This window comes from Klebsiella africana (assembly GCF_020526085.1).
Lineage (GTDB): Bacteria > Pseudomonadota > Gammaproteobacteria > Enterobacterales > Enterobacteriaceae > Klebsiella > Klebsiella africana.
In genome coordinates this window covers 442,180-454,806 of the sequence record NZ_CP084874.1, presented here as the reverse complement: position 1 = coordinate 454,806, position 12,627 = coordinate 442,180, and the positions used below count along the sequence as shown (strand labels likewise).

Below are 12,627 nucleotides of genomic sequence, written 5' to 3'. Positions count from 1 at the left end.
CTATCTCTTTAAAAGCCCGGATTAGCCGGGCATTTTTATTTTTGCGCTTATGAAAAACAAAATAAATTTACGCAGTCTGGCCGCCCAGGCTATCGAGCAAGTTGTTGAACAAGGTCAGTCTTTGAGCAACGTTTTGCCCCCTCTGCAGCAGAAAGTCAGCGATAAAGACAAAGCGCTGTTACAGGAACTGTGCTTTGGCGTACTGCGTACACTCAGCCAGCTTGAGTGGCTTATCAACAAGCTGATGGCGCGTCCGATGACCGGCAAACAGCGCACCGTGCATTTTCTGATCATGGTTGGACTTTATCAGTTGCTCTATACCCGTATTCCCCCGCATGCCGCACTGGCGGAAACGGTAGAAGGCGCGGTGGCCATTAAACGCCCGCAGCTTAAAGGGCTGATCAACGGCGTGCTACGCCAGTTCCAGCGCCAGCAGGAAGCGTTGTTAGCCGAATTTGCTGAGCATGAAAACCGCTATCTTCATCCCAAATGGCTGCTGAAACGCCTGCAGCAGGCCTGGCCGGAGCAGTGGCAGGAGATCGTCGATGCGAACAACCAGCGCCCGCCGATGTGGCTGCGCGTTAACCGCAACTATCATTCCCGGGATGAGTGGCTTGCCCTGCTTAACGAGGCCGGTTTAGAGGGCTTCACCCACCCTGATTATCCGGACGCCGTACGCCTGGCCACCCCAGCCCCAGTCCATGCGTTACCAGGCTTTGCCGAAGGCTGGGTGACCGTCCAGGATGCCTCGGCTCAGGGTTGTATGCGCTACCTGCAACCGGAAAATGGCGAACGCATCCTCGATCTCTGCGCAGCACCGGGCGGCAAGACGACGCATATTCTGGAAGTCGCCCCCCAGGCTCAGGTTATGGCAGTGGATATTGATGAACAGCGTCTGTCCCGCGTCTATGACAACCTGAAGCGTCTGGGTGTAAAAGCGGAAGTAAAACAGGGCGATGGTCGCTTCCCTGAGCAGTGGTGTGGTAATGAGCAGTTCGATCGTATTCTGCTGGATGCTCCCTGCTCTGCCACCGGTGTTATTCGCCGCCATCCGGATATCAAATGGCTGCGCCGGGATCGGGATATCGCCGAGTTAGCCCAGCTGCAGGCAGAGATCCTGAATGCCACCTGGACGCACCTGAAGCCTGGCGGCACGCTGGTGTATGCTACCTGTTCAATACTGCCGGAAGAAAATAGCCAGCAAATTGCCGCCTTCCTCGCGCGAACCCCGGATGCAGAACTTCACGCCACCGGCACGCCGGCGATCCCGGGGCAGCAAAATCTGCCGGGTGCGGAAGAAGGTGATGGCTTCTTTTACGCTAAGCTAATCAAACGTCAGAACTAATGGATCACTGCAGATGAAGATTATTATTCTGGGCGCCGGCCAGGTCGGCGGCACGCTGGCGGAAAACCTCGTCGGCGAGAACAATGATATTACGCTGGTTGATACCAATGGCGACCGTCTGCGCAGCCTGCAGGATAAGTTCGATCTGCGTGTCGTCCAAGGGCATGGCTCACACCCTCGCGTACTGCGCGAGGCGGGGGCCGATGATGCCGATATGCTGGTAGCGGTCACCAGTTCGGATGAAACGAATATGGTGGCCTGCCAGGTCGCCTACTCATTATTCAATACGCCAAACCGTATTGCGCGTATTCGTGCGCCGGATTACGTTCGTGATGCGGAAAAACTCTTTAATTCTGAAGCTGTGCCCATCGATCACTTAATCGCTCCGGAACAGCTGGTCATCGACAATATCCACCGTCTGATCGAATATCCCGGCGCGCTGCAGGTCGTGAACTTCGCCGAAGGGAAAGTCAGCCTCGCGGTGGTAAAAGCCTATTATGGTGGTCCGCTGGTGGGAAATGCGTTGTCCACCATGCGGGAGCATATGCCACATATCGATACGCGTGTGGCCGCTATTTTCCGCCACGATCGTCCTATTCGCCCGCAGGGTTCGACGATCGTGGAAGCCGGCGATGAAGTATTCTTTATTGCCGCCTCGCAGCATATTCGCGCGGTCATGAGCGAACTGCAGCGACTGGAAAAGCCGTATAAACGTATTATGCTGGTCGGCGGGGGCAATATTGGCGCGGGTCTGGCCCATAAGCTGGAGAAAGATTACAGCGTTAAGCTTATCGAACGTAATCAGCAGCGAGCCGCCGAGCTGGCGGAAAAGCTGCAGCATACAATCGTCTTCTACGGTGATGCATCAGACCAGGAGCTACTGGCTGAAGAGCATATTGACCAGGTGGACCTGTTTATTGCCGTCACTAACGACGACGAAGCCAATATTATGTCGGCGATGCTGGCCAAGCGAATGGGCGCGAAAAAAGTGATGGTGCTGATCCAGCGCAGAGCCTACGTGGATCTGGTCCAGGGTAGCGTCATCGATATCGCGATATCACCTCAGCAGGCCACAATTTCCGCACTCCTCAGCCATGTCCGTAAAGCCGATATTGTCGGCGTCTCCTCCCTACGCCGCGGCGTTGCAGAAGCGATTGAGGCAGTCGCGCACGGCGATGAGAGCACCTCCCGGGTCGTCGGACGTTCGATCGATGAGATCAAACTTCCACCTGGCACGATCATCGGCGCCGTCGTGCGGGGCAACGACGTGATGATCGCCAATAATAATCTGCGGATCGAGCAGGGCGATCATGTGATCATGTTTTTGACCGATAAGAAGTTTATTTCCGATGTCGAAAGGCTGTTCCAGCCAAGTCCTTTCTTCCTGTAATTCTTAGGGCGCCGAACAGGCGCCTTTTTATTATCCCTTATTATTCAAAGGTTAATATTTTGCGGTAACTATCTACTGGGAATGGCAAATGAAAATACATTTGTTAAACTTACAACGTCAGCTGGCACAAGGAGAATAAAATGAGTTTTTTAAAAGAGTTTCGCGAATTCGCGATGCGCGGGAACGTTGTCGATTTGGCAGTGGGTGTGATCATCGGTGCAGCATTCGGTAAAATTGTTTCATCATTGGTCGCGGATATTATTATGCCGCCACTCGGCTTGTTGATTGGCGGGATCGATTTTAAACAGTTTGCCGTCACGCTACGTGATGCCCAGGGCGATGTCCCGGCTGTGGTGATGCATTATGGGGTATTCATTCAGAACGTTTTCGATTTCATCATCGTCGCGTTTGCCATCTTCATGGCGATTAAACTGATGAATAAGTTAAATCGTAAGAAAGAAGAGGCTCCGGCGGCACCGCCAGCTCCCTCTAAAGAAGAAGTCCTGCTGAGCGAAATTCGCGATCTGCTGAAAGAACAAAACAACCGTTCTTAATCAGCACAGAAAGCAGAAGGCCAGTGGTAAAAAAGCGATTCGCTTGCTTGCCACTGGCCTCCCGGTCAATCCTTCCTGCATGTTTATCTTTACGTTGGTAGCTTCCTTTCCCTTTCTTGTTTTTCTCTACGCGCTGCCTGAATAACGGATCGTGGAGAAGTGCCTCAATGGCGTTATCTTTAATTTGCCCTTTAGTATGCTGATAGCGACTCATATTAACTCCGGTGCATGTGTGAATTCCGCGGGAGTCTAGATCCGCACGATGAAAAAATCAACGTCCCGTACCGCCATTGCTGGCGCCTTGTTCAAGGGCCTCAAGGATCGAACAATAAACACTACTGTGCGCAGTCCCACAGCAGGCATCATTAAGCCGCTGCAGAGAACGACGCATCGTCTGTAACTCTTTGATCCGCGCCTCAACCTCGCTTAATCGCGCCTGAACTATCCCTTTCGATTCCTGGCAGGTATGGTGTTCCGGATCGATGCGGATCGACAATAATTCGCGGATCGCTTCAAGGGTGAATCCCAGCTGTCGGGCATAGCGAATAAAGCGCAGTCGTTGAAGATCGTTATCAGAGTACAGACGAAATCCACCCTCAGTGCGTACGTCGTGATCCATCATCTGCTGCTTTTCATAGTAGCGGATGGTATCAGGCGTCACGTCAGCCAGTTTAGCCAGTTCACCAATACGATACATTTTTACTCCTGATTTATTTTTTGCAGCAACGCATCAGCGTACTCACCGCGTAAAAAGTCGGTATTCAGACCTGCCTGACGTAGCTTCAGTTCGAGCAAGGCAAGGCGTTTGCTGAGTTCAGCATGACGCGGATCGTCCTGACGGATGCCCTTCAGCAAGTCTGCCAGTACCACCGCTTCTTTGCGCTGCTCCAGTTCCGGGGGAAGGCATCCTGCATTTTTCAGAAGGCGATAACCTGCACGCAACTCCGCCGGCACATGTGAATCATCATCGAGAATCAGCGGCTCCCCGCTGCCGGGTAAATTATCGAACTCACCTTTGGTTTGGGCATCAAGGATATGGCGTTCCGCCCACTGATCCAGCAACCACATACTACGGCTCCGGGAAATGAACAAAAAGAGTACAGATATTGTAGTGAAGTGGGGATGTGGTAGATATAAAAAAACCCGCCAGGGCGGGTTTTTTTACGTTACTACAGATTACTCTGCAGCAGCTTCTGCTTTCGGCTCAGCACGATCAACCAGCTCGATGTATGCCATCGGCGCGTTGTCGCCTGCACGGAAGCCACACTTCAGAATGCGAGTGTAACCACCGGCGCGGCTCGCGAAACGCGGGCCCAGCTCGTTAAACAGTTTTGCCACGATCTCGTTATCACGAGTGCGGGCGAATGCCAGACGACGATTAGCAACGCTATCAGTCTTGGCAAGAGTAATCAGCGGCTCAACTACGCGACGCAGTTCTTTCGCTTTCGGCAGGGTCGTCTTGATGATTTCATGACGAACCAGCGAACCTGCCATGTTACGGAACATAGCCTGGCGATGGCTGCTGTTGCGGTTCAGTTGACGACCACTCTTACGATGGCGCATGACCTTATCCTTCTCAGTAAAACCTTAACCTGTGATCCGGTTACTCGTCAGCAATGCTTGCTGGTGGCCAGTTTTCCAGGCGCATGCCCAGAGACAGTCCACGGGAAGCCAGCACGTCTTTAATCTCAGTAAGAGATTTTTTACCCAGGTTCGGCGTTTTCAGCAACTCAACCTCGGTACGCTGTACCAGATCACCGATATAGTGGATAGCTTCTGCCTTGAGGCAGTTAGCAGAGCGGACAGTCAATTCCAGATCGTCAACAGGGCGCAGCAGGATCGGATCGAATTCTGGTTTCTCTTCTTTCACTTCTGGCTGACGTACATCACGTAGGTCAACAAAAGCTTCCAGTTGTTCAGCCAGGATGGTTGCCGCACGACGAATCGCCTCTTCAGGATCGATTGTGCCGTTGGTTTCCATTTCGATGACCAGCTTGTCCAGGTCGGTACGCTGTTCTACACGCGCAGCTTCAACATTGTAGGCAATACGCTCTACAGGGCTGTAGCAGGCGTCGACCAGCAGACGGCCGATTGGGCGCTCATCTTCTTCCGAATGAATTCGGGCAGAAGCCGGCACATAACCGCGACCGCGCTGAACTTTGATACGCATGCTAATAGCAGCGTTCTCATCAGTCAGGTGGCAAATCACGTGCTGCGGCTTGACGATTTCGACATCACCGTCGTGGGTAATGTCGGCTGCGGTCACAGGGCCAATGCCAGATTTATTCAAAGTAAGGATGACTTCATCTTTACCCTGAACTCTCACCGCCAGCCCTTTCAGGTTGAGCAGGATTTCAAGGATGTCTTCCTGAACGCCTTCTTTGGTGCTGTACTCGTGCAGTACACCATCAATCTCAACCTCGGTCACCGCGCAACCCGGCATCGATGAGAGCAGAATACGGCGCAGTGCGTTACCCAGAGTATGGCCGAAGCCACGCTCTAAAGGCTCAAGGGTCACCTTGGCGTGCGTCGAACTCACTTGCTCGATATCGACCAGGCGCGGTTTTAGAAACTCTGTCACAGAACCCTGCATTGTGTCCTCTCTTTGGTACTAAGCTTTACTTGGAGTAAAGCTCGACGATCAGGTGTTCGTTAATGTCCGCAGACAGATCAGAACGCTCCGGCTGACGCTTGAACGTACCTTCCATCTTGCCAGCATCAACTTCCAGCCAGGTTGGCTTTTCACGCTGCTCAGCCAGCTCCAGAGCGGCTTTCACGCGAGATTGCTTTTTCGCTTTCTCACGAATGCTGACAACGTCATTCGCTTTAACCTGATAAGAAGCGATGTTAACAACACGACCGTTTACCATAATCGCTTTGTGGCTAACCAGCTGGCGTGCTTCAGCACGAGTGGCGCCGAAGCCCATACGGTATACAACGTTGTCCAGACGACCTTCCAGCAGAGCCAACAGGTTTTCACCGGTGTTGCCTTTCAGACGTGCTGCTTCTTTATAGTAGTTACGGAACTGACGCTCCAGCACACCGTACATACGGCGAACTTTTTGCTTTTCACGCAACTGCACACCATAGTCAGACAGACGCGGCTTACGCGCACCGTGCTGGCCAGGAGCTTGTTCAATTTTACACTTGGTATCGATCGCGCGAACGCCAGACTTAAGGAATAAGTCGGTGCCCTCACGACGGCTCAGCTTGAGCTTAGGACCCAAATATCTTGCCATTTTCTTTCTCCAACTAACCTGGAAAACGCAGCGTTATACGCGACGTTTTTTCGGCGGACGACAACCGTTATGAGGGATCGGAGTCACATCAGTAATATTAGTGATGCGGAAACCAGCGGCGTTCAGTGCACGAATGGTAGATTCGCGACCCGGACCCGGACCTTTGACCATAACTTCCAGATTCTTGATGCCGTATTCTTTTACGGCTTCTGCGCAACGCTCTGCTGCAACCTGAGCTGCAAACGGAGTGGATTTGCGAGAACCACGGAAACCGGAACCACCGGCTGTTGCCCAACCCAGTGCGTTACCCTGACGATCAGTAATGGTAACGATGGTGTTGTTAAAAGAAGCATGGATATGAGCCACGCCGTCAGAGACTTGTTTTCTTACACGCTTACGTGCACGAATTGGTGCCTTTGCCATTATTCAATCACCCCGATTATTTCTTGATCGGTTTACGCGGACCCTTACGGGTACGTGCGTTGGTCTTGGTACGCTGACCGCGAACCGGGAGACCACGACGATGACGCAAACCACGGTAGCAACCAAGGTCCATCAGACGCTTGATGCTCAGGGTGATTTCACGGCGCAGATCACCTTCAACGACAAATTTACCTACTGCTTCACGCAGAATATCAATTTGTTCTTCAGACAGCTCACTGATCTTAACATTTTCAGCGATGCCCGTTTCAGCGCAGATGGCTTTAGAACGGGTTTTGCCGATACCGAAAATAGCGGTTAAAGCGATAACGGTATGTTTGTGATCAGGAATGTTAATGCCTGCTATACGGGCCACTATGCACTCCTACTATTTAATATGTACGCACCATGCTGAAAAGCCCGTTTTCAGGATACTCAAATGGAAACGTACAGACATACAAAAGATTGGCTGGCTAATCTAGCCAGCTCAATCCAACTTTGCAAGAAAAATATGCGAAAAAATCAGCCTTGGCGCTGTTTATGCTTCGGCTCGGCACTGCAAATCACACGGATGACACCATCACGCTTAACGATTTTGCAGTTACGGCATAATTTCTTGACGGAAGCACGAACTTTCATTTTTACTCTCCGTAACTTCTCGGGCGACCAGTTTTAACGGCCGTAGCCTTTCAGGTTCGCCTTCTTCAATGCAGACTCATACTGACTGGACATCATCAGAGTTTGCACTTGAGCCATAAAGTCCATAATCACGACAACAACGATAAGCAGCGAGGTCCCACCGAAGTAGAACGGCACTTTCATCGCGTCACGCATGAACTCCGGGATCAGGCAGATAAAAGTAATGTACAACGCACCAACTAGAGTCAGGCGAGTCATCACTTTATCGATATACTTCGCCGTTTGCTCTCCCGGACGAATTCCTGGTACAAATGCACCGGACTTCTTCAGGTTATCTGCTGTTTCACGCGGGTTGAAAACCAACGCCGTGTAGAAGAAACAGAAGAAGATGATTGCAGACGCATAGAGTAACACATAAAGCGGTTGCCCAGGCTGCAAATACAGCGAAATTGTTGTCAGCCAGTTCCAACCAGTACCACCCCCGAACCATGACGTGATGGTTGCCGGGAACAGTATAATACTGGAAGCGAAGATTGCCGGGATTACCCCCGCCATATTCACTTTCAGCGGTAAATGTGTGCTCTGTGCAGCATAGACACGACGACCCTGTTGACGTTTAGCGTAGTTTACCACAATGCGGCGTTGACCACGTTCAACGAATACAACAAAGAAGGTCACTGCAAATACTAATACTGCAACCAACAGCAACAGGAGGAAGTGCAGGTCGCCTTGACGCGCTTGCTCGATAGTATGGGCGATGGCTGGCGGGAGTCCCGCAACGATACCGGCGAAGATAATGATCGAGATACCGTTACCGATACCACGCTCAGTGATCTGTTCGCCGAGCCACATCAGGAACATAGTCCCTGTGACCAGACTGACAACAGCGGTGAAATAGAATGCAAAGCCTGGATTAATTACCAGGCCTTGCATACCAGGCATATTCGGCAGACCGGTAGCAATACCGATCGACTGGAATATCGCCAGCACCAGAGTACCGTAGCGGGTGTACTGGCTGATCTTACGACGACCAGACTCCCCTTCTTTCTTCAGTTCCGCCAGCGGTTGGTAAACCACCGTCAGCAGCTGCACGATGATCGATGCCGAAATGTACGGCATAATCCCCAGTGCAAAGATAGAAGCACGGCTGAGAGCACCACCAGAGAACATGTTGAACATTTCAATGATGGTGCCTCGCTGTTGCTCAAGCAGTTTGGCAAGTACAGCGGCATCAATACCAGGGATCGGAATAAAAGAGCCAATACGGAACACTATCAGCGCACCTACCACAAACAGAAGTCTGCGTTTCAGTTCGCCAAGGCCACCTTTGGCACTTTGAAAATCTAATCCCGGTTGTTTAGCCATCTGCTACTTATTCCTCAATTTTACCGCCAGCAGCTTCGATAGCAGCACGAGCACCTTTAGTCACACGCAGGCCACGAACAGTTACCGGGCGAGTTACCTCACCAGACAGGATCACTTTCGCGAACTCGATCTGGACACCGATAATGTTAGCCGCTTTCAGCGCGTTCAGGTCTACTACATCGCCTTCTACGTGAGCCAGATCGGAGAGACGGATCTCTGCAGTGATCATCGCTTTACGAGAAGTGAAGCCGAATTTCGGCAGACGACGGTACAGAGGCATCTGACCACCCTCGAAACCGCGACGTACGCCACCGCCAGAACGAGATTTCTGACCTTTGTGACCACGACCACCGGTTTTACCGAGGCCAGAACCGATACCACGACCCAGGCGTTTACCCGCCTTTTTGGAGCCTTCGGCCGGAGACAGAGTATTTAAACGCATCTCTTACTCCTCAACTTTAACCATGAAGGAAACCGCGTTGACCATACCACGAACAGCAGGAGTATCCTCGCGCTCTACGGTGTGACCAATACGACGCAGACCCAGGCCAAGCAGCGTTGCCTTGTGTTTCGGCAGACGACCGATTGCACTGCGGGTTTGAGTAATTTTAATAGTCTTTGCCATGGTTTATTTCCCCAGAATTTCTTCAACGGATTTACCACGCTTGGCAGCGACCATATCCGGGGACTTCATGTTTTCCAGACCGTCGATAGTTGCACGAACCACGTTAATCGGGTTAGTGGAACCATACGCTTTAGCCAGAACGTTACGAACCCCAGCGACTTCCAGAACGGCGCGCATTGCACCACCGGCGATGATACCGGTACCTTCGGAAGCCGGCTGCATGAATACACGAGAACCCGTGTGAGTACCCTTAACCGGGTGCTGCAGGGTGCCGTGGTTCAGCGCGACGTTAATCATATTGCGACGGGCTTTTTCCATCGCTTTCTGGATCGCTGCTGGAACTTCACGCGCTTTACCGTAACCAAAACCAACGCGACCGTTACCATCGCCTACTACAGTCAGAGCTGTGAAGGAGAAAATACGACCACCTTTAACGGTTTTAGATACGCGGTTTACCGCGATCAGCTTTTCCTGCAGTTCGCCAGCTTGTTTTTCGATGTGAGCCATCTTACACCTCTACCTTAGAACTGAAGGCCAGCTTCACGGGCAGCATCTGCCAGTGCCTGGACACGACCATGATATTGGAACCCGGAACGGTCAAAGGAAACATCTTTGATGCCTTTTTCCAGAGCGCGTTCAGCGACAGCTTTACCCACAGCTGCTGCAGCGTCTTTGTTACCGGTGTACTTCAGTTGTTCAGCGATAGCTTTTTCTACAGTAGAAGCAGCTACCAGAACTTCAGAACCATTCGGTGCAATTACCTGTGCGTAAATGTGACGCGGGGTACGATGTACCACCAGGCGAGTTGCGCCCAGCTCCTGGAGCTTGCGGCGTGCGCGGGTCGCACGACGGATACGAGCAGATTTCTTATCCATAGTGTTACCTTACTTCTTCTTAGCCTCTTTGGTACGCACGACTTCGTCGGCGTAACGAACACCCTTGCCTTTGTAAGGCTCAGGACGACGGTAGGCGCGCAGATCTGCTGCAACCTGGCCGATCACCTGCTTATCAGCGCCTTTCAGCACGATTTCAGTCTGAGTCGGACATTCTGCAGTGATACCCGCAGGCAGCTGATGATCAACCGGGTGAGAGAAACCTAAAGCCAGGTTTACTACATTCCCTTTGACCGCTGCACGATAACCTACACCAACCAGCTGCAGCTTCTTAGTGAAGCCTTCGGTAACACCGATAACCATTGAGTTCAGCAGGGCACGCGCGGTACCAGCCTGAGCCCAACCGTCTGCGTAACCATCACGCGGACCGAAGGTCAGTGCATTATCTGCATGTTTAACTTCAACAGCATCGTTGAGAGTACGAGTCAGCTCGCCGTTTTTACCTTTGATCGTAATAACCTGACCGTTGATTTTTACATCAACGCCGGCAGGAACAACGACCGGTGCTTTAGCAACACGAGACATTTTTTCCTCCGATTAGGCTACGTAGCAGATAATTTCGCCACCAAGACCAGCCTGGCGCGCTGCACGATCAGTCATAACACCTTTAGAGGTAGAAACAACTGCGATACCCAGACCGGCCATAACTTTCGGCAGCTCATCTTTTTTCTTATAGATGCGCAGACCTGGGCGGCTGACACGCTGAATGCTTTCTACAACAGCTTTGCCCTGGAAATACTTGAGAGTAAGTTCCAGTTCAGGCTTGGTGTCGCCTTCAACTTTAAAATCTTCGATAAAACCTTCTTCCTTCAGCACGTTGGCGATTGCCACTTTCAGCTTGGAGGAAGGCATGGTGACCGCAGCTTTGTTCGCGGCCTGACCGTTACGGATACGGGTCAGCATATCCGCGATCGGATCTTGCATGCTCATCTGTCTTTACTCCCGTGATTCAATTGGTGACAATTACCAGCTAGCCTTTTTCAGACCCGGGATTTCACCGCGCATAGCGGCTTCACGGACCTTAATACGGCTCAACCCGAACTTCCGCAGGAAACCATGCGGACGACCTGTTTGACGGCAGCGGTTACGCTGACGAGACGGGCTGGAATCACGCGGCAGAGTCTGCAGCTTGAGAACGGCATTCCAACGATCTTCGTCGGTTGCGTTCACATCAGAGATGATAGCTTTCAGTTCAGCGCGTTTAGCGAAGAATTTATCAGCTAAAGCCACGCGCTTTACTTCGCGTGCTTTCATTGATTGCTTAGCCATTAAGTAACCCTACCTTACTTGCGGAACGGGAAGTCAAAGGCAGCCAGCAGAGCACGGCCTTCTTCGTCAGATTTCGCAGTAGTGGTAATGGTAATATCCAAACCACGAACGCGGTCGACTTTATCGTAGTCGATTTCTGGGAAGATGATCTGCTCACGGACACCCATGCTGTAGTTGCCACGACCGTCGAAAGACTTAGCGGACAGGCCGCGGAAGTCACGAATACGCGGTACAGCAATAGTGATCAGGCGCTCAAAGAACTCCCACATGCGTTCGCCACGCAGAGTTACTTTACAGCCGATCGGATAGCCCTGACGGATTTTGAAGCCTGCAACTGATTTGCGTGCTTTGGTGATCAGCGGTTTTTGACCGGAGATTGCTGCCAGGTCAGCTGCTGCGTTATCCAGCAGTTTCTTGTCAGCGATCGCTTCACCAACACCCATGTTCAGGGTGATCTTCTCGACCCGAGGGACTTGCATGACAGAATTGTAGTTAAACTCAGTCATGAGTTTCTTAACTACTTCGTCTTTGTAGTAATCATGCAGTTTCGCCATCGTACTACTCCAAATTACTTGATAGTTTCGCTGTTAGACTTGAAGAAACGGACTTTTTTACCGTCTTCGAATCTAAAGCCTACACGGTCAGCCTTGCCGGTTGCCGCATTGAAGATTGCAACGTTAGAAACCTGAATTGCAGCTTCTTTTTCAACGATGCCGCCTGGTTGGTTCAGAGCCGGAACCGGCTTCTGGTGTTTCTTAACCAGGTTGATACCTTCAACAATGACCTTGCCGGAAGACAGGACATTCTTAACTTTACCGCGCTTACCTTTATCTTTACCGGTTAACACGATAACTTCGTCATCACGACGGATTTTCGCTGCCATGATTC

At 51.6% G+C, this 12,627-nt stretch carries 22 protein-coding genes; 3 read left to right on the top strand and 19 right to left on the bottom strand.

Annotated features, from left to right (window positions below):
- Positions 1 to 49: 49 nt before the first annotated feature.
- From rsmB to mscL, 3 genes are all read left to right on the top strand, one after another.
- Positions 50 to 1,345, top strand: coding sequence for a 16S rRNA (cytosine(967)-C(5))-methyltransferase RsmB (gene rsmB / locus LGL98_RS02180; RefSeq protein ID WP_136033079.1), 1,296 nt, complete (start codon positions 50 to 52; stop codon positions 1,343 to 1,345).
- A gap of 13 nt (positions 1,346 to 1,358) precedes the next feature.
- The gene (trkA, locus tag LGL98_RS02175) at positions 1,359 to 2,735 is read left to right on the top strand and encodes a Trk system potassium transporter TrkA (RefSeq protein ID WP_002919153.1); all 1,377 of its coding nucleotides are present in this window, start codon (positions 1,359 to 1,361) and stop codon (positions 2,733 to 2,735) included.
- A gap of 140 nt (positions 2,736 to 2,875) precedes the next feature.
- Positions 2,876 to 3,289, top strand: a complete 414-nt coding sequence (gene mscL / locus LGL98_RS02170) for a large-conductance mechanosensitive channel protein MscL (protein WP_004145325.1) — start codon at positions 2,876 to 2,878, stop codon at positions 3,287 to 3,289.
- Here the strand turns inward: mscL and LGL98_RS02165 are convergent.
- The 19 genes from LGL98_RS02165 to rplX all read right to left on the bottom strand — a co-directional run bounded on the left by LGL98_RS02165 (position 3,225) and on the right by rplX (position 12,622).
- Positions 3,225 to 3,503, bottom strand: coding sequence for an alternative ribosome-rescue factor A (locus tag LGL98_RS02165; protein WP_071993293.1), 279 nt, complete (start codon positions 3,501 to 3,503; stop codon positions 3,225 to 3,227). The two genes, mscL and LGL98_RS02165, sit on opposite strands and share 65 nt — an antisense overlap.
- A 57-nt stretch (positions 3,504 to 3,560) precedes the next feature.
- Positions 3,561 to 3,986 carry a Zn(2+)-responsive transcriptional regulator gene (zntR, locus tag LGL98_RS02160; RefSeq protein ID WP_008807053.1) on the bottom strand — a complete coding sequence of 142 codons (426 nt, stop codon included), beginning with the start codon at positions 3,984 to 3,986 and terminating at the stop codon, positions 3,561 to 3,563.
- Positions 3,987 to 3,988: 2 nt separating this feature from the next.
- A complete protein-coding gene (locus LGL98_RS02155; protein WP_136033076.1) occupies positions 3,989 to 4,357 on the bottom strand; it encodes a DnaJ family domain-containing protein in 369 nt (122 codons plus the stop codon).
- 108 nt (positions 4,358 to 4,465) lie between these two features.
- Positions 4,466 to 4,852, bottom strand: coding sequence for a 50S ribosomal protein L17 (gene rplQ / locus LGL98_RS02150; RefSeq protein WP_002919206.1), 387 nt, complete (start codon positions 4,850 to 4,852; stop codon positions 4,466 to 4,468).
- Between the two features lie 40 nt (positions 4,853 to 4,892).
- Positions 4,893 to 5,882: a DNA-directed RNA polymerase subunit alpha gene (locus tag LGL98_RS02145; RefSeq protein ID WP_002919219.1), complete on the bottom strand. Its 990-nt coding sequence runs from the start codon at positions 5,880 to 5,882 to the stop codon at positions 4,893 to 4,895.
- A 25-nt stretch (positions 5,883 to 5,907) separates the two neighbouring features.
- Entirely contained in the window at positions 5,908 to 6,528 is a 621-nt protein-coding gene (gene rpsD / locus LGL98_RS02140) for a 30S ribosomal protein S4 (protein WP_002919224.1), read from the bottom strand.
- Positions 6,529 to 6,561: 33 nt separating this feature from the next.
- Positions 6,562 to 6,951, bottom strand: coding sequence for a 30S ribosomal protein S11 (rpsK, locus tag LGL98_RS02135; protein WP_002919257.1), 390 nt, complete (start codon positions 6,949 to 6,951; stop codon positions 6,562 to 6,564).
- Between the two features lie 16 nt (positions 6,952 to 6,967).
- Positions 6,968 to 7,324, bottom strand: a complete 357-nt coding sequence (gene rpsM / locus LGL98_RS02130; protein WP_002919259.1) for a 30S ribosomal protein S13 — start codon at positions 7,322 to 7,324, stop codon at positions 6,968 to 6,970.
- 146 nt (positions 7,325 to 7,470) lie between these two features.
- Positions 7,471 to 7,587, bottom strand: coding sequence for a 50S ribosomal protein L36 (rpmJ, locus tag LGL98_RS02125; protein ID WP_000868187.1), 117 nt, complete (start codon positions 7,585 to 7,587; stop codon positions 7,471 to 7,473).
- Between the two features lie 33 nt (positions 7,588 to 7,620).
- Complete coding sequence (secY, locus tag LGL98_RS02120; protein ID WP_002919515.1) at positions 7,621 to 8,952, bottom strand: preprotein translocase subunit SecY; 1,332 nt, start codon at positions 8,950 to 8,952, stop codon at positions 7,621 to 7,623.
- 7 nt (positions 8,953 to 8,959) lie between these two features.
- On the bottom strand, positions 8,960 to 9,394 hold the full coding sequence (gene rplO, locus LGL98_RS02115) for a 50S ribosomal protein L15 (protein ID WP_002919516.1): 435 nt from the start codon (positions 9,392 to 9,394) through the stop codon (positions 8,960 to 8,962).
- Between the two features lie 3 nt (positions 9,395 to 9,397).
- Entirely contained in the window at positions 9,398 to 9,577 is a 180-nt protein-coding gene (rpmD, locus tag LGL98_RS02110; protein WP_001140434.1) for a 50S ribosomal protein L30, read from the bottom strand.
- 3 nt (positions 9,578 to 9,580) lie between these two features.
- Positions 9,581 to 10,084, bottom strand: coding sequence for a 30S ribosomal protein S5 (gene rpsE, locus LGL98_RS02105; protein WP_002919545.1), 504 nt, complete (start codon positions 10,082 to 10,084; stop codon positions 9,581 to 9,583).
- A gap of 14 nt (positions 10,085 to 10,098) precedes the next feature.
- The gene (gene rplR, locus LGL98_RS02100; protein ID WP_000358960.1) at positions 10,099 to 10,452 is read right to left on the bottom strand and encodes a 50S ribosomal protein L18; all 354 of its coding nucleotides are present in this window, start codon (positions 10,450 to 10,452) and stop codon (positions 10,099 to 10,101) included.
- Between the two features lie 9 nt (positions 10,453 to 10,461).
- On the bottom strand, positions 10,462 to 10,995 hold the full coding sequence (rplF, locus tag LGL98_RS02095; protein ID WP_002919662.1) for a 50S ribosomal protein L6: 534 nt from the start codon (positions 10,993 to 10,995) through the stop codon (positions 10,462 to 10,464).
- A gap of 12 nt (positions 10,996 to 11,007) precedes the next feature.
- On the bottom strand, positions 11,008 to 11,400 hold the full coding sequence (gene rpsH, locus LGL98_RS02090) for a 30S ribosomal protein S8 (RefSeq protein WP_002919665.1): 393 nt from the start codon (positions 11,398 to 11,400) through the stop codon (positions 11,008 to 11,010).
- A 33-nt stretch (positions 11,401 to 11,433) separates the two neighbouring features.
- Complete coding sequence (gene rpsN, locus LGL98_RS02085) at positions 11,434 to 11,739, bottom strand: 30S ribosomal protein S14 (RefSeq protein WP_002919667.1); 306 nt, start codon at positions 11,737 to 11,739, stop codon at positions 11,434 to 11,436.
- Positions 11,740 to 11,753: 14 nt separating this feature from the next.
- Positions 11,754 to 12,293: a 50S ribosomal protein L5 gene (gene rplE, locus LGL98_RS02080; protein ID WP_001096200.1), complete on the bottom strand. Its 540-nt coding sequence runs from the start codon at positions 12,291 to 12,293 to the stop codon at positions 11,754 to 11,756.
- Between the two features lie 14 nt (positions 12,294 to 12,307).
- Entirely contained in the window at positions 12,308 to 12,622 is a 315-nt protein-coding gene (rplX, locus tag LGL98_RS02075; RefSeq protein ID WP_000729185.1) for a 50S ribosomal protein L24, read from the bottom strand.
- Positions 12,623 to 12,627 lie beyond the last annotated feature (5 nt).

Excerpts from the sequence above, each read along its gene's own strand:
- rpsK (WP_002919257.1), bottom strand. The coding sequence starts at position 6,951 with ATGGCAAAGGCACCAATTCGTGCACGTAAGCGTGTAAGAAAACAAGTC.
- rpsH (WP_002919665.1), bottom strand. The coding sequence starts at position 11,400 with ATGAGCATGCAAGATCCGATCGCGGATATGCTGACCCGTATCCGTAAC.
- rpsE (WP_002919545.1), bottom strand. The coding sequence starts at position 10,084 with ATGGCTCACATCGAAAAACAAGCTGGCGAACTGCAGGAAAAGCTGATC.
- rplX (WP_000729185.1), bottom strand. The coding sequence starts at position 12,622 with ATGGCAGCGAAAATCCGTCGTGATGACGAAGTTATCGTGTTAACCGGT.
- rplF (WP_002919662.1), bottom strand. The coding sequence starts at position 10,995 with ATGTCTCGTGTTGCTAAAGCACCGGTCGTTGTTCCTGCCGGCGTTGAT.
- zntR (WP_008807053.1), bottom strand. The coding sequence starts at position 3,986 with ATGTATCGTATTGGTGAACTGGCTAAACTGGCTGACGTGACGCCTGAT.
- LGL98_RS02145 (WP_002919219.1), bottom strand. The coding sequence starts at position 5,882 with ATGCAGGGTTCTGTGACAGAGTTTCTAAAACCGCGCCTGGTCGATATC.
- trkA (WP_002919153.1), top strand. The coding sequence starts at position 1,359 with ATGAAGATTATTATTCTGGGCGCCGGCCAGGTCGGCGGCACGCTGGCG.
- LGL98_RS02165 (WP_071993293.1), bottom strand. The coding sequence starts at position 3,503 with ATGAGTCGCTATCAGCATACTAAAGGGCAAATTAAAGATAACGCCATT.
- rplE (WP_001096200.1), bottom strand. The coding sequence starts at position 12,293 with ATGGCGAAACTGCATGATTACTACAAAGACGAAGTAGTTAAGAAACTC.
- mscL (WP_004145325.1), top strand. The coding sequence starts at position 2,876 with ATGAGTTTTTTAAAAGAGTTTCGCGAATTCGCGATGCGCGGGAACGTT.
- rpsN (WP_002919667.1), bottom strand. The coding sequence starts at position 11,739 with ATGGCTAAGCAATCAATGAAAGCACGCGAAGTAAAGCGCGTGGCTTTA.
- secY (WP_002919515.1), bottom strand. The coding sequence starts at position 8,952 with ATGGCTAAACAACCGGGATTAGATTTTCAAAGTGCCAAAGGTGGCCTT.
- rplR (WP_000358960.1), bottom strand. The coding sequence starts at position 10,452 with ATGGATAAGAAATCTGCTCGTATCCGTCGTGCGACCCGCGCACGCCGC.
- rplO (WP_002919516.1), bottom strand. The coding sequence starts at position 9,394 with ATGCGTTTAAATACTCTGTCTCCGGCCGAAGGCTCCAAAAAGGCGGGT.
- rpsD (WP_002919224.1), bottom strand. The coding sequence starts at position 6,528 with ATGGCAAGATATTTGGGTCCTAAGCTCAAGCTGAGCCGTCGTGAGGGC.
- rsmB (WP_136033079.1), top strand. The coding sequence starts at position 50 with ATGAAAAACAAAATAAATTTACGCAGTCTGGCCGCCCAGGCTATCGAG.
- rplQ (WP_002919206.1), bottom strand. The coding sequence starts at position 4,852 with ATGCGCCATCGTAAGAGTGGTCGTCAACTGAACCGCAACAGCAGCCAT.
- rpmJ (WP_000868187.1), bottom strand. The coding sequence starts at position 7,587 with ATGAAAGTTCGTGCTTCCGTCAAGAAATTATGCCGTAACTGCAAAATC.
- LGL98_RS02155 (WP_136033076.1), bottom strand. The coding sequence starts at position 4,357 with ATGTGGTTGCTGGATCAGTGGGCGGAACGCCATATCCTTGATGCCCAA.
- rpmD (WP_001140434.1), bottom strand. The coding sequence starts at position 9,577 with ATGGCAAAGACTATTAAAATTACTCAAACCCGCAGTGCAATCGGTCGT.